Source organism: Alteromonas naphthalenivorans, assembly GCF_000213655.1.
GTDB classification, from domain to species: Bacteria; Pseudomonadota; Gammaproteobacteria; order Enterobacterales; family Alteromonadaceae; genus Alteromonas; species Alteromonas naphthalenivorans.
In genome coordinates this window covers 2231380-2249774 of sequence record NC_015554.1, presented here as the reverse complement: position 1 = coordinate 2249774, position 18395 = coordinate 2231380, and the positions used below count along the sequence as shown (strand labels likewise).

General features: G+C 43.9%; 17 protein-coding genes and 1 pseudogene. 8 read left to right on the top strand and 10 right to left on the bottom strand.

What is annotated here, in order from left to right; translation table 11 throughout:
- Nucleotides 1-184: 184 nt before the first annotated feature.
- Nucleotides 185-1258 (bottom strand): hypothetical protein, encoded by a 1074-nt coding sequence (locus AMBT_RS09870; RefSeq protein ID WP_013784482.1) that lies wholly within the window; start codon nt 1256-1258, stop codon nt 185-187.
- Nucleotides 1259-1311: 53 nt separating this feature from the next.
- Here AMBT_RS09870 and tnpA point away from each other — a divergent pair, with 53 nt between their 5' ends.
- The 3 genes and pseudogenes from tnpA to tnpC all read left to right on the top strand — a co-directional run bounded on the left by tnpA (nt 1312) and on the right by tnpC (nt 3566).
- Nucleotides 1312-1632: an IS66 family insertion sequence element accessory protein TnpA gene (gene tnpA, locus AMBT_RS09865; protein ID WP_013784481.1), complete on the top strand. Its 321-nt coding sequence runs from the start codon at nt 1312-1314 to the stop codon at nt 1630-1632.
- A complete protein-coding gene (gene tnpB, locus AMBT_RS09860; protein ID WP_013784480.1) occupies nt 1629-1979 on the top strand; it encodes an IS66 family insertion sequence element accessory protein TnpB in 351 nt (116 codons plus the stop codon). Before tnpA ends, tnpB begins: the two co-directional genes overlap by 4 nt.
- An 86-nt stretch (nt 1980-2065) precedes the next feature.
- Nucleotides 2066-3566: pseudogene (gene tnpC / locus AMBT_RS09855) on the top strand (IS66 family transposase).
- A 17-nt stretch (nt 3567-3583) separates the two neighbouring features.
- Here tnpC and AMBT_RS09850 read toward each other — a convergent pair.
- From AMBT_RS09850 to AMBT_RS09835, 4 genes are all read right to left on the bottom strand, one after another.
- A complete protein-coding gene (locus AMBT_RS09850) occupies nt 3584-4546 on the bottom strand; it encodes an SH3 domain-containing protein (protein ID WP_158306768.1) in 963 nt (320 codons plus the stop codon).
- 240 nt (nt 4547-4786) lie between these two features.
- Complete coding sequence (locus AMBT_RS09845; RefSeq protein WP_013784476.1) at nt 4787-5797, bottom strand: pyridoxamine 5'-phosphate oxidase family protein; 1011 nt, start codon at nt 5795-5797, stop codon at nt 4787-4789.
- A gap of 8 nt (nt 5798-5805) precedes the next feature.
- Complete coding sequence (locus AMBT_RS09840; protein ID WP_013784475.1) at nt 5806-6477, bottom strand: glutathione S-transferase; 672 nt, start codon at nt 6475-6477, stop codon at nt 5806-5808.
- Between the two features lie 11 nt (nt 6478-6488).
- Complete coding sequence (locus tag AMBT_RS09835; protein ID WP_013784474.1) at nt 6489-6950, bottom strand: nuclear transport factor 2 family protein; 462 nt, start codon at nt 6948-6950, stop codon at nt 6489-6491.
- 153 nt (nt 6951-7103) lie between these two features.
- Between AMBT_RS09835 and AMBT_RS09830 the strand changes: the two genes are divergently transcribed.
- Nucleotides 7104-8006, top strand: a complete 903-nt coding sequence (locus AMBT_RS09830) for a LysR family transcriptional regulator (RefSeq protein ID WP_013784473.1) — start codon at nt 7104-7106, stop codon at nt 8004-8006.
- A 135-nt stretch (nt 8007-8141) separates the two neighbouring features.
- Here the strand turns inward: AMBT_RS09830 and AMBT_RS09825 are convergent, their stop codons facing one another.
- Complete coding sequence (locus AMBT_RS09825) at nt 8142-8375, bottom strand: hypothetical protein (RefSeq protein ID WP_013784472.1); 234 nt, start codon at nt 8373-8375, stop codon at nt 8142-8144.
- A 165-nt stretch (nt 8376-8540) separates the two neighbouring features.
- On the opposite strand from AMBT_RS09825, the gene AMBT_RS09820 reads away from it, so the two are divergent.
- The gene (locus AMBT_RS09820; RefSeq protein ID WP_013784471.1) at nt 8541-8999 is read left to right on the top strand and encodes a GNAT family N-acetyltransferase; all 459 of its coding nucleotides are present in this window, start codon (nt 8541-8543) and stop codon (nt 8997-8999) included.
- A 92-nt stretch (nt 9000-9091) separates the two neighbouring features.
- Here the strand turns inward: AMBT_RS09820 and AMBT_RS09815 are convergent, their stop codons facing one another.
- Nucleotides 9092-9865 (bottom strand): haloacid dehalogenase type II, encoded by a 774-nt coding sequence (locus AMBT_RS09815; protein ID WP_013784470.1) that lies wholly within the window; start codon nt 9863-9865, stop codon nt 9092-9094.
- 210 nt (nt 9866-10075) lie between these two features.
- On the opposite strand from AMBT_RS09815, the gene AMBT_RS09810 reads away from it, so the two are divergent.
- Nucleotides 10076-10639, top strand: coding sequence for a TetR/AcrR family transcriptional regulator (locus tag AMBT_RS09810; protein ID WP_013784469.1), 564 nt, complete (start codon nt 10076-10078; stop codon nt 10637-10639).
- Here the strand turns inward: AMBT_RS09810 and AMBT_RS09805 are convergent.
- Both AMBT_RS09805 and rne read right to left on the bottom strand, forming a co-directional pair.
- Nucleotides 10636-11634 (bottom strand): phosphotransferase family protein, encoded by a 999-nt coding sequence (locus tag AMBT_RS09805; protein ID WP_013784468.1) that lies wholly within the window; start codon nt 11632-11634, stop codon nt 10636-10638. The genes AMBT_RS09810 and AMBT_RS09805 overlap by 4 nt on opposite strands.
- A gap of 150 nt (nt 11635-11784) precedes the next feature.
- Nucleotides 11785-15087: a ribonuclease E gene (gene rne, locus AMBT_RS09800; protein WP_013784467.1), complete on the bottom strand. Its 3303-nt coding sequence runs from the start codon at nt 15085-15087 to the stop codon at nt 11785-11787.
- A gap of 696 nt (nt 15088-15783) precedes the next feature.
- On the opposite strand from rne, the gene rluC reads away from it, so the two are divergent.
- Nucleotides 15784-16728: a 23S rRNA pseudouridine(955/2504/2580) synthase RluC gene (rluC, locus tag AMBT_RS09795; protein ID WP_013784466.1), complete on the top strand. Its 945-nt coding sequence runs from the start codon at nt 15784-15786 to the stop codon at nt 16726-16728.
- 86 nt (nt 16729-16814) lie between these two features.
- On the top strand, nt 16815-17462 hold the full coding sequence (locus AMBT_RS09790; protein WP_013784465.1) for an HAD-IIIA family hydrolase: 648 nt from the start codon (nt 16815-16817) through the stop codon (nt 17460-17462).
- Between the two features lie 34 nt (nt 17463-17496).
- Here AMBT_RS09790 and AMBT_RS09785 read toward each other — a convergent pair whose 3' ends face one another.
- Nucleotides 17497-18144 (bottom strand): Maf family protein, encoded by a 648-nt coding sequence (locus AMBT_RS09785; RefSeq protein ID WP_013784464.1) that lies wholly within the window; start codon nt 18142-18144, stop codon nt 17497-17499.
- Between the last annotated feature and the right edge of the window lie 251 nt (nt 18145-18395).

The following is an 18395-nucleotide window of genomic DNA, read 5'->3' as shown; positions in this document are numbered from 1 at the left end:
AATTCATGACTAAGTGGTTAGTGGCCAATGATGAGTAAACATGTGCCTGAAGTGGTGCGAAGGGCACTAACGTTAATGGCGTCACGCGACAATAAGTGGCAGGTGCATCGAGTTAGTGCAAGGTTTTCATTTGCAATTATGCAAGAAGGCCTGCGACAAAGCAGACCTTCTCTTGTGAAATTCGCTATTGTATTTCTATATCAACATAGCCCGTTTTAAAATACTCTGGGCCGTGCAGTTCTACACAAGAAAGTTCATCGGCTGCTTTTTGCGCCATTAGATAAGCATCAGAGTGAGTGCTATTTTTTATAAGACCACTATGCGTGCGCGATGGCGGGCCAAATATGGGCCTACCAGAACATGTAATCGTATACTTCCAATCAGCTAATTGCGACGAAAAAGAAGTGCTTTTGGTTTCGGTTGAGTAAGTGTAACTGCTTGTTGTTTCTGTTGCTTCCCAGCTTTTTGATAAAGTCGAAGCGCTAAAATCAGCATAGTAAGGTAGGTCATGTAATAGCTTTTTGACCGATGTAAGTTCATTTCGACCAAGTTTACAATTGAAAACGTCATAGGTGTAAGCCACTTTATCGTCACCATTTAAGGTCACTAACGATTCCAAGAAACCTCTATTTCGTACGCCATTTTTGGTTTCTTTAAAATCGCAATTAGCATCTTCTTTTATCCTGATATTAATGTCAGGATAAGTTAAGTCCAAGTTCAGATACTTGTGATGGTAGTTAACGTTTAATTGAGGTGTGAAGTATTGCAAAATGTATTGATATTCTATTGATTCTAAATAGTTATCGGTTCTGAAGCTTGTGTTAATCCCCGATAATTTCAACAATTTTTTTGAGTAGTCGTTTATGCTTACATCGTTTATTTTATCAAGTAGGCCAGCAAACTCAGATATAGAATTTTTATGTTTGATTTGCGCTTCGAAATACGTATCTAGAAGTTGTCGATTTACATGCACACTTTCATTAGAATTCACAATTGCGTTTTTCGCTAACGCTAGAAAGCTGCGTTTTTTTGTTAGTGCAAATGCATTCATATATCCATCAAATGACGCTTGGCTGACAAAAATTGCTTTTTTGGCGAGTACTGCCTCGTTTCGGTACGCCCCCTTTTTATGTTGTGCGAGGTAGCGATCGAATCCTGCTACAGTATTTTTCTGTTTAGCCGCTTTGAAGTCAGCCTCATCAAGCAGAGCATATCGTTTTGCCTTAAGCTTGTTGTGTCCGTCCGGTAATCCCCACATTCAATTCATAGGTTTTCTACGTCATGGTGCTCTCTTTGTTAAGGAGAATGACCATGGCGCATCATCAACGAAGAGAAGTAGAAGACTGGCTCAATTTATTTGAGCAACAAAAACAAAGTGGACTCACAGCGGTGGCGTTTTGCCGCCAGCAACAGATTAATGTCCAAACCTACTACACCAGGCGACGTGATATTCGTCTTCAGCGTACTCACAGCAAGTTCGTTCACGTCAAACGTGAAGTAACAAAGGTTGAGTCACACACCGATGAGACCGGTGGCGAACTTCTTCTGCAACTTGGGAGCGCTCATCTTAGCGTGCCAACGAATGTTAGCCCTCACTGGCTTGCTACCGTGATGAAGGCACTAGCTGAATGAAGATGTTTGTTGAGCCTGCCGACGTTTATTTATACATGGATATCGTCGACTTTCGTAAATCGATTAATGGCTTGATTGTAGTGGTCGAACAGAACATGGAGCTCAATGCCTTTCGTGATGCGCTGTTTGTGTTTTGCAATAAAAAGCGCGATAAGCTCAAAATACTCTATTGGGATAAAACGGGCTTTGCGCTTTGGTACAAACGTCTCGAGAAGCATCGGTTCAAGTGGCCTGTCGATGCTAACTTACAGCATCTGAATGTAAGTGAACAGCAGTTACAGTGGCTGTTATCAGGCTACGATGTAATAGGCCATCAGCCGTTGCACTACAATGCATCCGGCTTATAACCTGTGATCATAAGTAGCGATTAACGATCACGAAATCGTCTTAATAATGTCGGTAAATCAATGCATTATTACATTATAATAAGACCATGAATATTGATATCGAAAGCTTACCTGATGACCCAGCAACATTGAAAAGGTGTTGTCGCAGGTGATGTCTCGCTATCAATATCTTGAGGAGCAGTTTCGTATTTCCCAGCATAAACAGTTCGGTCAAAGCGCCGAAGGTCATCCTGGGCAAGGTGAGTTGTTTAATGAAGCGGAAGCGCTTGCTGTTGAATCAGATACGCAAGAAGAAGCCATAAGCTACACGCGTAAAAAGCCCACACGTAAACCGTTACCCAAAGGCCTACCTCGTGAGGTTATCGTTCACGATATTAGCGACGAAGAAAAAGTCTGTGGCTGTTGTGCAGGTGAGCTACATCGCATTGGTGAAGATAAGTCAGAAAAGCTTCAGTTTATTCCTGCTCAGGTCAAAGTGATTGAGCATGTTCGCCCTAAATATGCGTGTCGTACCTGTGAGAAAGACGGTATTAGCAACACAGTAAAACAAGCGCCTGTACCTCACAGCGTTATCCCTAAAGGTTATGCGACCCCAAGTTTATTAAGCCAAATCATTACCAGCAAATATCAGTATGGGTTACCGCTGTATCGACAAGAGTCTATGTTCAAACAGCATGGTATCGAATTAAGTCGTAAAACCATGGCTGACTGGATAATCCGCTGCGCTGAGCTATTTAAACCGCTTTATGACCAGCTCCATCAACATATCCTGAAACAACCGGTTATCGCGGCGGATGAAACCACGCTGAAGGTCGTTGAATCTGAGAAAGTGAATAGCTACATGTGGTTGTACGCCAGTGGCGCTGACTCACCTACCGGTAATATCTCGGGGACAGAGATACCTAATATCGTGCTGTACGACTATCACAATAGTCGCGCTGGGCAATGCGCCGTAGACTTCCTTAAAGGTTACAGCGGCTACTTACAAGTGGATGGCTATCAAGGCTACGAGCAAACGCAAGCCATACTCATTGGTTGCTGGGCACATGCACGCCGTAAGTTCATGGAAGCCAAAAAAGGCGCAGGTAAGAAAGGCAGTGGCAAAGCGGATTGGGCACTCAATCACATCCAAAAACTCTACCGCCTAGAAACCCAGCTAAAAGATAAAACGGTAGAGGTGCGATATATTACAAGACAAGAAAAAGTGTGCCGTTACTGAGCCAGCTTCATATGTGGCTAATGAAATCGGCTCAACAAGTGTTACCCAAAACCAAGTTGGGCGAAGCGATACAATACTGCTTAAACCAATGGAAAAAGCTGGAACGCTATACACTCGGCGGGTTATTGAGTATCGATAATAATCGCGCTGAGCGCGGGATAAAGCCGTTCGTCATAGGTAGAAAAAACTGGCTGTTTAGCCAAACGGCCACGGGCGCCAACGCCAGCGCTGTTCTCTACAGCATCATCGAAACGGCTAAAGCCAACGACCTGAACGTATTCGAGTATGTGATGACTTGCCTTGATGAACTCAGCAAGCCCGACGTCAATATCGAGCAACTGCTACCATGGCAGTTTGCTAAGCGCTAGGTGGAATTATCGGACGCTTACAGCTTGTTTATTTTGTCTTGGGGAATACCAGCAAGATGTTCTTTGTTATTCAAAACTTTATTAATTGAGGTCACGGATGAACCTGACACTAGGCCAGCGTAGCGCTGATTTAGCCTTACGTTATTTTCTCGATGTGAAATAGCTTTTTGTGCATCAGCAAGCCGCGACAACAGTATCTTTTTGTAAATCCAACCTTCGCCGTTATAAACCCATCCGTCTTCTATTTTTTCGGAAATTATAAGCGTCCCCTTATTGTGCTTATTAATGATTTTTCCTCGAGTAGACGGTCTATTTCGTTGGTTGACGACAGGTGATTTCACTACAAACCCATAGTAATTATCTTCGCTTAACAATCGCTTTATGCTTTCAAGCTTTTCTATACTTTGAGCGTTGTTTATTGCTTTTATCAAAATGTCATGATCGATCAAGCTTATGTACGGCTTTACGTTTTTACTAAAGGTAGTGACGGCGTTGTTGGTTAATACGTCATGAATTTCATTCTTTGTGGTGAATATGTCACTTTTTATTGTTGCGCCAACGCGGTTTAACAAATCACTATCAATTTTGTTATTCACATAAAAGTCGCCGTCAGAAGCAGCCCCTACAACTATATAGGGAACAAGCACTGTCATCAGCACCATGCCGCCAGAGACTTCTGAATCGTGAAATACCGAGTTTTCAGGTATGTTCTTTTTGGCATCGGTAAAGCAAGGTTTTGAACGGTTAGTATGTGTTAGCACTACGCAATCAATAAACGTATCCCCATTCGTTATATTTTTTCCTTCATTTTGCTTTAGTAGCTTTATTAGTGCTTGCCGACTTATTTTCTTAGCTGATATATCGACAACGTCGATTTTATCCTTCGTAAGTTGAAAGATAACTTGCAGCTCTTTATGAGGAAGTTCTTCGTTAGCATATTGAGATTGAGTTTTTGCGCTAAGTGATGAAAGATTTTTCATTTGTGATGCATTGTTCGACGAACAAGACGCTATCAAAATGGTTGTGATAGTTACTATTGCTTTGCGAAAAATACTGCTGTTTTTCATAAAGTGGTTCTTGATGATGTTTTAGTTATCCACTTATTTAAACAAAATAGAAAAACACTGTCCTTCCTCAAATCGCGCATAATTGGGTTGTTTCAGCGTCCAAAATTAATCTAGCTGACTAGGTGTCGTGTAGGTGTGGTGACACTGGAAGTATCACCACACGCCGGTATGCTCAGTGTGAATTGACCTTTCAATGATAGGGTGCTTGAAGGGGTAAATACTAAAAACCCGGGTAACGTCTTGAATGGATACTTGTACAAACCGCTCCGCGCCAGCAAACCCTTCCAGTTTTGGGTGAGACCACAAGATGGATGCTTTGCCATTAACGAACAAGATATCCCCATTGCTATCATCAACAAAGCATAAACCAACACGTCCATCTGATTCGATGTTACCAAGGGTATTAAAAAACTTATTCCCACTAAAGTCAGGAAACAACAAGCTACTTTCATCTACGTCAATGAAGCCAGGCTTGCCGCCTCGATGCGATACATCGAGTCCGTGGCGAGGGTCGTCGGTAAAGTCATGGTGCCTTGAGGCAATGTAAAATGTATCCGCCCGAGCGATTAGCAAAGCATCTTTACTGGTTAGCGCACTGGAACGTGCATATTGAGTATTTGAATTTGTGCTTAAGCTGGCTTCCAGTGTAGGTGCCACATCACGGTGCAAGGTACCTCGAGGGTGAATATACTGAGGGCAGTTTCCATAACTTTGCTCTACTTGCACGCGTATAACACCACCCCGATTGTGCATTATTAGTCCGTTGAGCCTATTACGGCGGCGAGTGCTGAGTTGCAACCCAAGTAGCGCAATTTTACTGCCAGTATTACCATCTAACAATGCGACATCATTAATTAACCAAGTTACATTATCGTCTAAGGCAAGTGAAAGCTGAGTGGGTGATGGCGACTGAATATAGTGGTGGTCGTCAACAGTGGTATGGTCACCCCAAAGTGGTATAGCCCAGGGATGCCCCTGACTATCCACAAGGCCAGCCATCATGAATGGGCTATTGCAAAAAAAAGCGCGGTGCTGCGCTGGCATAAAAGGGCGTATGAAGCCTTTCATCTGCTCATCCATACGCTCAGCAACGCCTAAACGTTGCTGAATGCGATATTCCTCAGTATGAAAGACACTCGCATTACTTGAATTAACGCTGCTCATAACAGATCCTACAGCCTACATTCCACTATGGGAGAACTGGCCATAGGAATGAAATTAGCGAGCGATTCAATGCGGTTAACCCAAGCGCGAATAGCGGGGTAGGGTTGCAACGAAACACCCCCTTCAGGTGCATGGGCTATGTAACTGTACATGGCAATATCCCCAAGCGTCAGCGAGTCGGTAGCCAAGTATGATTTGGTGTCGGTTAAAGTATCTTCCATCACTTTTAGCAAGTTTTCAGTTATTGCTAATGCGCTGGCTACATCAATATTGGCACCAAATACATACTCAAGACGAAGTGCTGCTGGGCCTTTGGCAAGTTCACCTGAAGCCACTGAAAGCCAGCGTTGTACACGGGCCTTTTCAATAGGTGTCGCCCCCATCCAAGGATAAATACTGCCGTAAGTATCTGCTAAATAGACAATAATGGCGTTGGAGTCTGACACTGTGTGTTCACCATCAACAATCACTGGTACCTGCCCGAAAGGGTTCTTGGTAATAAAGTCTGTCGATTTGTGTGCGCCGTTAACCATATCAAGTTCGTGATTAATGTAGCTAATACCGAGCAGCGACATAAACAATTCCACTTTATGACAATGCCCAGATTTTGGGTTTCGATAATGAATAATAGGTGCGTCTTTCATTGTGCTATTTGGGGCATTTTTCGGTAATGAAGTCATCAACATTCTCCTTATAAATCAAGTTCTGTAAGGCTTGGAAAGTCATCGGGACGGCTATCGCCTTCCCAAGTCAGTTTTCGTTCATTGTCACTAATAGGGTGGTCATTAATACTGGCAATGCGGCGCTGCATTAAGCCTTCTGGGTTGAACTCCCAGTTTTCGTTGCCATAAGCCCTAAACCATTGTGCTGAGGCATCTTGATATTCATAAGCAAAGCGAACAGCAATACGATTATCAGTATGCGCCCACAGCGCTTTTACCAATTTATAGTTAAGTTCTCTGGCCCATTTTCGTGTTAAAAAAGCCTCGATTTGAGCCGTTCCGGTAATAAACTCAGCACGATTTCGCCACTGACAATCAGCCGTGTACGCTGCAGCTACTCGCACAGGAGAACGACTATTCCAAGCATCTTCAGCCAGGCGAATTTTTTCAATAGCAGTTTCTTTGGTAAAAGGGGGAAGTGGAGGTCTCATAAGCTCATCCTGTTTATTTATATTGCAGTGAGTATGATTGCTTGCTAAAAATAAATAATTACTCAATTTTGAAATTTATAATTTCATTATTTGAAATAATAAAAGTGTAGAATAGTTGGTAAACCCCATTAGGAATGAGTAAAGCGACTCGGTATGGATAGAATACAAGCAATGTCAGTGTTTGCGGAAGCAGCTAAGCTTGGCAGTTTTGTGAGCGCTGCCGAGCAATTGTCGATGTCGGCTCCGGCGGTAACGCGGGCTATCGCTACTTTAGAAGCACAGTTGAACACGCGATTGTTCCATCGTACAACTCGTCGTATTCGATTAACCGAAGCGGGCATACAATACCTTAATGACGTACAGAGAATATTGGCAGACATAGCACAAAGTGAAGCTGCAATTGCGGGTGTTCAGTTATTGCCAAAGGGTACGCTGAGTGTAACGGCGCCCGTGTTATTTGGTGAGCTTTACATTACACCTATCATTGCTCAGTTTTTACGAGACTTTCCTGAAGTAAATGTGCATGGCTATATGTACGACAACATTGTTGATCTACTCGACACAAAAATTGATGTGGCAATAAGAATTAGTAAGCCGAAAGACTCTGGTTTATATGCCACTACTGTGGGGTACGTAAGAAAGGTAACGGTAGCATCGCCAGACTATTTAGCTAATGCACCAAACCTAAAAACACCGGAAGATTTAAAACATCATACTTTGCTGTACCCGAGTGACTTCAAGGAGCCGCCGGTGTGGAATTTCAAACGTAATGGTAAAACGGTAGCCATCCGTTTACAGCCTAGATTTGAATGCAATCAAAATCGTTCGACAATTAGCGCCGCAAAATCTGGGCTAGGCATCACGCGCTTGATGTCTTATCAAGTAGCGGATGCAATAGAGAAGGGGGAACTAGTGAGTGTGTTAGATGAATTTAACGATGAAAAGTTACCTATACAAGTAGTCAGTCTTGAAGGGCGTCATAACCTAGAAAAAGTGAAGAAATTCGTAGAATATGTCAAAAGTGCCTTAGCAAAAGATGTGTACTTGAATTCTTAATCTCACGCTAATATTCAACAAGCTGATAAACAATCCGTTTAACAAGTTGTTCATTCGAGCTGTTCATAAGAGCTCGGCACAACCCTTTTTAAAAGCGCTGTACTTAAACGTTGAATTGCGATTGATACGTTACTTCTACTTACCCTGGTTAATACCCTCATTAATGACTTCGTTTCTTTCTCGTTCGTAGGTGTCATAGCTTTTTTGATACTGAGCTTCGCACTCTTCTTGTTGTGCGCCATAAAGTTTACGGCACTCTTGAAGACGGTTCTCTTGCGTAGCTTCGTACAAATCTTGCGACGTGCAAGCGAATAAAAACGGCGATACCGTTGCCACTACCGCGAGGGATGCGAGTTTGCGATTAAACATAAATTACCTTTGAGAAGAGAACTGCCACACTCGTGGCTAACAGGTATTTGTTATGACGGTTCAAATTCCATTTGGTTCATTGATTCACCCGTGCATTTTTTAGTGCTATCTTCATGCAGGTTTGATAAAAATAGCCCCATAAATAAAGAGTAAATAACCAGTCTTATGATTTCTTGGAAAGTATTAACATTTACTCAGCTCAATACCCATCAGTTGTTCGAGCTTATGAAGCTGCGAGTTGATGTATTTGTGGTAGAACAAACATGCCCATACCCTGAGCTTGATGAAAAAGACAGACATAGCGATACGCGGCATTTATTGGGCTTTACTAACGACAAATTAGTCGCTTATGCCCGTTTGATCCCTGCGGGGGTGAGTTATCCTGGGGTAAGTATTGGCAGAGTGGCTACCCATGCTGACTTCAGAGGCAATGGTGCGGGTATAAGCTTGTTAACTGAGGCGATAAAACAGTGTGAAAACCTGTGGCCGAATAAAGATATTGAAATTGGTGCACAAGAATATTTGTTAGCGTTTTATCGTAAGTTTGGTTTTGTGCAAACATCACAAATGTATCTGGAAGATGATATACCTCATGTGGACATGAAGCGTAAAGCCGTAGTTTGATTCAAGTATCGCCTGGGTATTTAGGGGGGGGAGATAATTAGGGCTGGTAGTTAATTAGGGCGGGTAAACGCCCGCCCTAAAAAAAACGGTAATTATTGTTGCTTAGGTAGCATGTCTACCAATTCGTTAAGGTCATTTACTTTGTAATCGGGTGCAATAGCCAGTGGATACAATACCTTGCCTGGGCGGGCAATAAAGGCGGCTTGCCAACCGGCTTGTTTAGCGCCAGCAATATCCCAACCATGTGCAGCAACTAGCATCGCATCTTCGGGTTTAACCCCCATTTTTTCAGCGGCCCATGCATAAGTGCGAAGATCAGGTTTGTATAGGTTGATATCTTCAACACTTAAGCGGTGTTCAAAAAAATCCAGTAAGTCAGCGTTTTTAAACTGGGTATACACGCCTTTGTTTGAAGAGTTGGTCAAGCTTACCAGTGTATAGCCTTTGTCTTTTAACGCTTGTAAACCACTACGCACATCTGGGTGTGGTGGCAAACTACGAAGTGGGGTAACAATGGCCGTTTTCGCTTGTTCTTGAGTAAGCGAGATGCCTTCTATCTCAGCCACCATTAGCAATGACGCCACACCAATTTCACCGAAAGTGTGAAAACGTTGGGTGGTAGAGTCTACCAATGAGTGATGCAACATGGTTGAAAACCACAAAGGGAGTAGTTCATTACGCCCGCCTAATGCTTCTCCCACTGAGCTTCGCATTGCAGTCAGATCTAGCAGGGGTTCGTTCACATCGAAGAATATAACTTTTGGGGCTGATGGCTTACCCGTTTCCATGTTGCTGTCTGCAGGTTGTTGAGCATAGCTTGAAAATAACGGTAGTGTGAGTAGTACCGCAGTAATAAATCGTTTCATAAGGTGTCCTCTTCTAATGAGCAAGGTAAGTGAGCGAATAATAAGAGTGGGTTTTACCAATGATATAAAAATAGACGTTCATATTTTGAATGATTGCTCAAAACGATAAAGGAGATTGCAGTAGGGTTCAATAACTTTTTGAGTGTTTGTTCAAAATTGCTATGATGTAAATAGAAAAAATAGGAAATAAGCGAACGAAAGGTACCTGTGATGGCTAAAGCACAATTTGATAAAAACAGTATATTGGATAAAACGATTATGCTGTTTTGGCAGCAAGGCTACCATGGAACATCGATGCAAGACGTTACCGCTACCACAGGGTTAAAGCCGGGCAGCTTGTACAACAGTTTTGGCAATAAAGAGCAGCTGTTTATTGCCAGTTTGGAACGTTACGCACAGCGTAGCGCTGACAAAATGAAGCTTGCGATGTCATATGGCACAGGTGAGGGCATTGTTATGCTGCTGACCGACATGGTGGCAGCAAGAGGGAAGAAAGACTACGCAAGCTGCTTTATCATTAAAACCCAACTAGAACTTACCAGTACGGAGCCTAAGCTCGCTAAGCTTGCTGGAGACTATTTAAGCCGTACTAAAGCGCAGTACAAACTGGCGATTGCCAGCGAATACGGTGAAGCGCTGAGTGAGGTGTATGCCACGTCGGTCATGATGGCTGTTTTCGGTATTCGGGTTTACGGATATCAGCAACCAAACGAGGCCGATGTGCTTGAAAGCCTCAGGCTGTCTTTACACTGGTTGCCTTGGACAAAGCACTAAATTAACGTCGCTAAGGCGATATCGGTTTGCCTAGTCAGTTCACCGTTAATCTTCCAGTGGTCAGGGCTCCAACCGGCTAAAAATCGATTAAAATCAGCGCAGGCAACAGGATATAGCGCTCGCCACTCCCGTTCTATTTCTTGATGTTGTGATTGGTATTTTGTGCCTATTAGTTGGCTGCTTAGGCACTCGAAATAGTAATCCAAGCATTGAGTAGTGTGGGTTCGTTGATTGCTTTCACTTAATGCGCTGCCAATAAAATAAGCAACGTCTTTTATTCCTACACCTAATCCAGTGTATTGAAAATCCACACCACCGCATCGGGTAAAGTCGGGGGTAAAGCAAAAGTTGGCAACCTTGGCATCACCGTGTAATAAGGTTTGGAAGCGTGCTGATGAAAGTTGGGTCGACAATCTGCTAGCTTCCCGTTTTAAAGGCCCATCTACCATGGCTTGCCATTCATCTTGTCGTGTACTCAAATGCCAGTAAGTGCCTTCGGGCCAAACATTCGTGTCAACAATACCCATGAAGCGAGCATGAAATGCTGCCAGCCAACGCAATACCGATTGCGCTTGTTTTACACTTAGCGAAGTGGCACGTGTTGTCAATCCCGCGTTATCTAGATCGTCCATTACTAAGATATGTGCATTGCTATCGTTTTCACCGCTAGCGGCTGCTAAGCACATAGGGGTTAAGCAGTCTGCGTTAGTGCTAGGTTGCAAACGGGTGTAAAAGTAGTGCTCTACCTGAAATGATCGGCATTTTCTAAGGTGACTGGTATTGGATTGCCATCCTTTTGGGTGGCTAATTTGTGAAGAGGGTTGAACGCACTTGGCCACCACAGGCATTGAAGTGTTCTTAGCGTTATCAAACAGGGTTGCACGAAAGCATGCGCCATAACCACTCCATAGTGACTGAATAAGCACTGGGGAGCGCACTTCTTTTTGGGTGGTTCTTTCTAACCAATCAATCAAGCTGGGTTTAACTTTATCCAACGTTTTACTCCCACTGTTCAGCAATATGAATGACCATTAAAAAAGCCGCGATTAAGCGGCTTCTTATCGTGTGTAAACAACCTTAGTTCCTAGTAACAACGCTAGTCAAGGATGGCTAGCGCTATCACTAACTAGGGTTGCTAGTCACGCTTAGGCGTTTTCATCAACACTGGATGGCAGTGTTGTTGGTGCTGATGCGGCGGCACTTGCCTTCGCAATAGCTGCGCTTCTACCCGATACTACAATGGCTGGGCGGCTATCGTCAGACTTAGCGGTAAGCGCTACGTCATTGAACGTGTCATCAACCGATGCTGGCGCTGCCATTGGCGCAGATGCATTAATACGACCACGGCTGCTAGCTGCTACACCTGTAGTAATAGGCTTAGATACCGCTGCTTTGGCTTTCTTAAGGTTCGCTTTTGGCGCAGGTTTAGCCTTAGGTTCACTTGCTGCTTTAGCAGAATCTTCACCTAGGTTAATTTCAACCTGTTTAGGTGCAGCTTCAGCGACAGGAGCAGGAGTAACATCAGCTTTAGCTGGCTTAGGTGCGTCTGCTTCACTTTTAGGCGAAGCTAGCTCGAACTGCATTTCGTCTTGAACTACTTCAGCTGCTGGCGCTTCTGGCTTAGCTGATGCGGTTTCTGTTGTTGCAGGTTCTGCTTTTTCTTCCGACGGCGCTAGTACACTAGGCTTAGTGGCTTGAGTGTCTTCTGCTTTAGTCGCAGTAGGCGCTTCAGCATTATCGGCACTTGCATCAATAGCAGCAGGCTGGGCATTCTCATTTTGAGTATGCGCAGTGTCTGCCTCAAGTTTACCAGGCATTGCTGCTTGTGTATCTTCTGCACGAGGTGCTGATTCACTAACGTCGGCGGCAGGAGCCGTTGAAGCTGGTACTTCTTGTGACGGTGTAGTTTCAACGTTTGTTGTTGACTGTTCACCTACCGGGGCGCTGTTGTCATCATTAGACTGCTGCGCTTCCTTCTTGCGGCGCTGACCAGCAGCACGAACATGACGAGGAGAGCGACGTGAACGGCCACGGCTTTCACGTTTTTGACCATTTTCATCAGTGTCGTTGTTCGATTGCTCTGAAGAAGATTGAGCATCTTGTTCAGTGGTCGACTTAACGTCAGCTGGCTGAGAGGCTTGTGTTACAGGCGCTGCTGATTCAGAAGCTGCTGGTGCATCAGTTGACTGAACTGGTGAAGTATTAACCTCTTCAGTTTCAGCAGGGGCTGCTTTAGCAGGTTTAGGCTTATCAACTGCAAGAGATTTAACTGGTTTGCTAGCCGGTGCTTCGTTTGACTGTGTATTGTCATCTTTTTTCACACGTACGCTGCGACGAGTATCTCTGCGTTTGCGGCGCTCAGCCACTTCTTGTTTCTTCTGCGCTTCTTGAGGCTTAGCATCTTGAGACTTCCTGTCTTGGGTCTTAGGTGCTTCGTCTTGCGCGTTATCTCTGCTTTGGTCTTGCTTAGGCTTCTGAGTCTCGTCACGAGGTTTACGAGGCTTACGAGGCTTATTGTTACTTGCGCGTGGCTTGTCGTCTTGCTCAGAACGTGGCGTACGCTGTTCTTGTTCGCCATCTTTGTTTTGAGGCTGGTTACGACGTGTGTTCTTTCTTGGCTTACGGCGACGATCATCACCATTGCGATTGCGAGACTGATTGCCACCACGATTATTGCGGCTTTCAGATTGCTTCTGCTTTTCTTTTTCTTTCGCTTCAGCTTCTGCTTTCGCTTTCTCGTCTTCACCACCAAGCACATCACCTAACCATTTACCTATGCGGGCAAATAGTGATGGTGAGCTTTCAGCTTTAGCTTCAGGTGTTTCTGCTTTAGGCGCAACAACAGGTGCCGCGGTAGGCGCAACTAGCCCTTTCAATGCTGGCTCTTCACGCTTAACCGGCACTGAAGTTGTGGTTTCAGTTTCCGTTTCAACCGTTGGCATTAACTCTACTTCGTAGCTTGCGTCATCTAGAATATCATCTGGACGGCGGCGAGTGACTTGGTAGTGAGGTGTTTCAAGGTTGGCGTTAGGGATAAGTAATAAGTTAACCCCATGACGCTTTTCTAAGCTTTGAATTGCTTTACGCTTTTCATTAAGCAAGTAGGTTGCTACTGATACAGGAAGCTGTGCTTCAATTTGGCCTGTGTTTTCTTTAATGCTTTCTTCTTCAAGAATACGCAAAATAGACAGCGCTAATGACTCGGTACCACGAATGGTGCCGTGACCTGAACAGCGAGGGCACACATGGTGCGCTGAATCACCCAATGATGGACGTAAACGCTGACGTGACATTTCAAGCAAGCCAAAGCGAGAAATACGGCCTAGTTGAACGCGAGCTCGATCGCTGCGAACTGCGTCTTTCATGCGGTTTTCAACTTCACGTTGGTGACGTACTGGGGTCATATCGATAAAATCGATAACAACCAAGCCACCTAAGTCGCGTAAACGAAGTTGACGGGCAATTTCGTCAGCGGCTTCAAGGTTTGTATTTAATGCCGTTTCTTCAATATCTCCACCTTTTGTTGCGCGGGCAGAGTTAATATCAATAGAAGTAAGCGCTTCAGTAGGGTCGATAACAATTGAACCACCAGAAGGTAAGCGAACTTCACGTTGGAAGGCAGACTCAATTTGGCTTTCAATTTGATAATGACTGAACAAAGGTACTTCGCCACGATAAAGCTTAACGCGGCTAGCGAAGTCAGGGCGCACTAGTTGGATGTGCTGCAGCGCTTGTTCGTAGATGCTGGTTTTATCAATTAAAATTTCACCAATATCGCGACGTAGATAGTCACGAATTGCACGTACAATTACGTTACTTTCTTGGTGAATTAAGAAGGGCGCTTCACGCTCTTCAGCCACTTTAGAAATTGCTTCCCAATGGGTAAGTAGTACTTTTAAATCCCACTCTAATTCTTCGTAAGATTTGCCTACGCCAGCGGTACGAACGATTAAGCCCATGCCATCAGGCAGGTCTAGTTTGTTCAAAGATTCTTTAAGTTCTGTACGCTCATCACCTTCGATACGACGAGAAATACCGCCAGCACGAGGGTTGTTTGGCATTAATACTAAGTAGCTACCAGCCAGCGATAAGAAAGTAGTAAGCGCTGCGCCTTTTTGGCCACGTTCTTCTTTATCAATTTGAATGATAACTTCTTGGCCTTCCTTAATAACATCTTTGATGTTTGGACGGCCTTCGAAACGGTAGCCTTTAGGGAAGTAAGTGCGAGCGATTTCTTTAAGAGGTAGGAAACCGTGGCGATCTGCGCCGTAGTCTACGAATGCCGCTTCGAGGCTTGGCTCAACGCGGGTTATTTTACCTTTGTAAATGTTTGCTTTTTTCTGTTCGTGCCCAGGACTTTCGATGTCCAAATCGTATAACCGCTGCCCATCAACAAGGGCAACACGCAACTCTTCTAATTGAGTTGCATTAATTAACATTCTTTTCATTGTATCTAACTCTGTTTTTAATACAGCCGTCCAGATACAAAATTAAAGTGACATGTACAAACCCTCACCGCGCAACCTCACGATTGTACGGGGACCTTGTTGTAACGCCGCATTATCCTTGAACTTACGCGGCATGTAACGTTTTTCGTTCCGCGTTTTATATTGTTCTTAAGGATGTCGGGAGCGACATACCCTTATCTCTATCTATCTTTTTAACAAACACCGCTCTTAGGCTGGCGCTTGTTTGTCAATTCAATTCTGTTAGCTAAACGGCGAACTTATTTTATGTTCGCAAACAGCATCTGAATTATCTAACGGCAGTGTAGTCGTTGCCTCTATAATTCTCGTTCCAGATATAAAATTGCGTGTTCATTGAATAATGCAATTGGAACGTGACGCTGTTCTTATGGATAACAAAAGTGGCGAAATAAACGGGTAACGAATTAACCTGCTCTAAATGCTCACTATGTTAAATGTTGTGTTTCACCGGCATGATTTGGCCGCGTAAAATACAGTTTTTATTATGGCATCAAAGGTTCAATTTAAGCAAGGTGTGAGGGGTAAATAAGCCCAGATAATGCGGTTTTTCTGTGCTAAATGCTCGTTTAGTATCAAAAGTAGTCAAAGGGTTTTATTTTTAAGGCACATCAAAGTTTCTGTATCGGTCTGCTTTTGCAATGCGTTATAATGGAGTTTATGAAAGAACAAACCCAACAATCAGTCCGTTTCGTTACCGTTGAACCCGATTTAGCAGGGCAACGTGTAGACAATTTTTTGCGCACCCAATTAAAGGGTGTGCCCAAAAGCATGATTTATCGCATTTTGCGTAAAGGTGAAGTGCGCGTAAATAAGGGCAGGGTAAAACCCGAATATAAACTCGTTGCCGATGATGTGGTGCGTATCCCGCCTGTGCGAGTTTCTGAAGGAACACCTGGGCCATCGCCGAAACTCGATAAAATTGCAGCGCTTGAATCTCAAATATTATTTGAAGACGAGCGCATTATAGTGATTAACAAGCCTTCAGGTATTGCCGTTCATGGTGGTAGTGGTTTGAGCTTTGGTCTTATTGAAGGTTTACGGGCACTGCGTCCCGATGCCAATTTTATGGAATTGGTACACCGTTTAGACAGAGACACTTCTGGCTGTATTCTTATTGCTAAGAAACGCTCGGCGCTTCGTCATATGCATGAGCAGTTGCGTACCGGTAAAATGGATAAACGCTACCAAGCCCTCGTGGCGGGGCAGTGGCCTGACAATCGCTTTAAAGTAAAAGCGCCTCTTCGTAAGAATGTGTTGCAATCGGGTGAACGCATGGTGAGCGTAAGTGAAGATGGCAAGCCATCTGAAACCCGCTATCGCATATTGCAAAAGTTCGACACCGCTACTTTGGTAGAGGCTTCACCTATTACAGGTAGAACCCATCAAATCCGAGTGCACTGTTTACACGCTGAGCATCCTATTGCTTGCGACCCTAAATACGGTGATGCCGAGTTCGATGAGTCTATGCGTCAAAAAGGCTTAAATCGCCTATTTTTGCACGCACATAGCATTTCGCTAATTCACCCTGGCACAGAAGAGCGGGTTAAATTTACCGCACCGTTAGATGCCACGTTAACCAATACCCTTAAAGCCTTGTCATAAAGCTTTTAGGGTATTCGGTAAGTTTACTTATTAATTAAGTACTATTTATTTATATAGATTCTTTATATAGAAGGAACGCTGTAACTATGCGCTATAAGTTGGTTATTTTTGATTGGGACGGCACCTTAATGGACTCTGCCGATAAAATTATCAACTGTATGCAGATAGCAGCAAAACACTGTGACATGCCGGTTCCAAGTGCTGATGCGGTAAGTCACATTATAGGTATTAGCTTAAAACCTGCTATTAAGCAGTTATTTGGTATTAACGATGATGCCCTTGCTGAGCGCTTAGTACTGGCTTATAAAGAAGCCTTTGTAAGCCATGATGCTACGCCGTGCCCGTTGTTTAATGGTGTAGAAGATTTGTTATCAGCACTAAAGGCAAAGGGAGCTACCCTTGCTGTAGCAACAGGGAAAGCGCGAAGAGGTCTTGATAGGGCCTGGTCGCAAACCGAGACTGGCCACTTTTTTAGTGCGTCACGATGCGCTGATGACGCGCAGTCTAAACCGTCACCTGACATGCTACTGCAAATTTTAGACGAGCTAAATATTAGTGCGAATGATGCCGTCATGATTGGCGACACCACTTACGATATGCAAATGGCAAAATCTATTGGTATGCGCAGAATAGGGGTTTCTTACGGGGTGCATGCACAAGTTCACCTTGAAGCGTTGGCGCCTGAAACCATTGTGCATTCCATTGGCGAACTTCAGCAGTTTTTGCTCCGCTAGTTTGGCGTTCAATAGCAAAGCAAATCTTCATCCGCTAGGCCTTGGCAGTAGCTAGGTCTAGCAAATCGATATTAAAATGTTTGTCTAGCATATTATGTAGCAGCATAACGGGAAGCCCTATTAACGTATTCGGGTCGCGGCTGGTAATACGTTCAAACAATAAGGCCCCCATGCCTTCACATTTGAAACTCCCCGCACAATCAAGTGGCATTTCGGCTTCAACGTAAGCACGTAGTTGTGCTTCTTTATGGCTACGAAAATACACACAGGTTTCTTCAGCCCGAGTAATAGTGTCTAAATTGCTAGTAAGGATGTCGGGTAGGTCTTCGTCGTTTTCAGCTTTACATAAACTTATCGCGGTATAAAAATACACCGATTTTCCTTGGCACATTTTCAGTTGCGCTACGGCGTTTTCAACTGTTCCCGGCTTGCCTAGTATAATTTTGCCATCAGGACCTTCGACAGAAGCAACTTGATCGCTTCCAATTACAATTCTCCCTGGCTGCTGTTGGGCAATCTTTTTAGCTTTTTCGAACGCTAAACGTTTGCACAACGCAAGGGGTGTTTCGTCGGGTAGGGGAGTCTCATCTATATCTGGTTTGCTTATTTCAGCTTGAATGCCAATATTCGACAATAATTGCTGGCGGTACTTAGATGATGAAGCTAGAACGAGTGTGGTCATACTACAAAACCTCAATCTTACATTAAGTGTTAATTAACCGGTCTACGCGTTGTGTGTCCTCTTACGCAAGCCTGTGCTTATCCTTAAACACTGAACTCCTTTTTATCTGGCTTATTTTTCGAGTAACCCCAAAAAAAACCACCAAAAACCTTTAAATTACTCATAAAGAGTAATTACAACTTACCTTAAATATAGCGTGTTTTTATAAATGAGCGTAATGCCGTTTGCCAACTTGGTTTGTTTTGACAATA

Excerpts from the sequence above, each read along its gene's own strand:
- AMBT_RS09870 (WP_013784482.1), bottom strand. The coding sequence starts at position 1,258 with ATGTGGGGATTACCGGACGGACACAACAAGCTTAAGGCAAAACGATAT.
- tnpA (WP_013784481.1), top strand. The coding sequence starts at position 1,312 with ATGGCGCATCATCAACGAAGAGAAGTAGAAGACTGGCTCAATTTATTT.
- tnpB (WP_013784480.1), top strand. The coding sequence starts at position 1,629 with ATGAAGATGTTTGTTGAGCCTGCCGACGTTTATTTATACATGGATATC.
- AMBT_RS09850 (WP_158306768.1), bottom strand. The coding sequence starts at position 4,546 with ATGAAAAATCTTTCATCACTTAGCGCAAAAACTCAATCTCAATATGCT.
- AMBT_RS09845 (WP_013784476.1), bottom strand. The coding sequence starts at position 5,797 with ATGAGCAGCGTTAATTCAAGTAATGCGAGTGTCTTTCATACTGAGGAA.
- AMBT_RS09840 (WP_013784475.1), bottom strand. The coding sequence starts at position 6,477 with ATGACTTCATTACCGAAAAATGCCCCAAATAGCACAATGAAAGACGCA.
- AMBT_RS09835 (WP_013784474.1), bottom strand. The coding sequence starts at position 6,950 with ATGAGACCTCCACTTCCCCCTTTTACCAAAGAAACTGCTATTGAAAAA.
- AMBT_RS09830 (WP_013784473.1), top strand. The coding sequence starts at position 7,104 with ATGGATAGAATACAAGCAATGTCAGTGTTTGCGGAAGCAGCTAAGCTT.
- AMBT_RS09825 (WP_013784472.1), bottom strand. The coding sequence starts at position 8,375 with ATGTTTAATCGCAAACTCGCATCCCTCGCGGTAGTGGCAACGGTATCG.
- AMBT_RS09820 (WP_013784471.1), top strand. The coding sequence starts at position 8,541 with ATGATTTCTTGGAAAGTATTAACATTTACTCAGCTCAATACCCATCAG.
- AMBT_RS09815 (WP_013784470.1), bottom strand. The coding sequence starts at position 9,865 with ATGAAACGATTTATTACTGCGGTACTACTCACACTACCGTTATTTTCA.
- AMBT_RS09810 (WP_013784469.1), top strand. The coding sequence starts at position 10,076 with ATGGCTAAAGCACAATTTGATAAAAACAGTATATTGGATAAAACGATT.
- rne (WP_013784467.1), bottom strand. The coding sequence starts at position 15,087 with ATGAAAAGAATGTTAATTAATGCAACTCAATTAGAAGAGTTGCGTGTT.
- rluC (WP_013784466.1), top strand. The coding sequence starts at position 15,784 with ATGAAAGAACAAACCCAACAATCAGTCCGTTTCGTTACCGTTGAACCC.
- AMBT_RS09790 (WP_013784465.1), top strand. The coding sequence starts at position 16,815 with ATGCGCTATAAGTTGGTTATTTTTGATTGGGACGGCACCTTAATGGAC.
- AMBT_RS09785 (WP_013784464.1), bottom strand. The coding sequence starts at position 18,144 with ATGACCACACTCGTTCTAGCTTCATCATCTAAGTACCGCCAGCAATTA.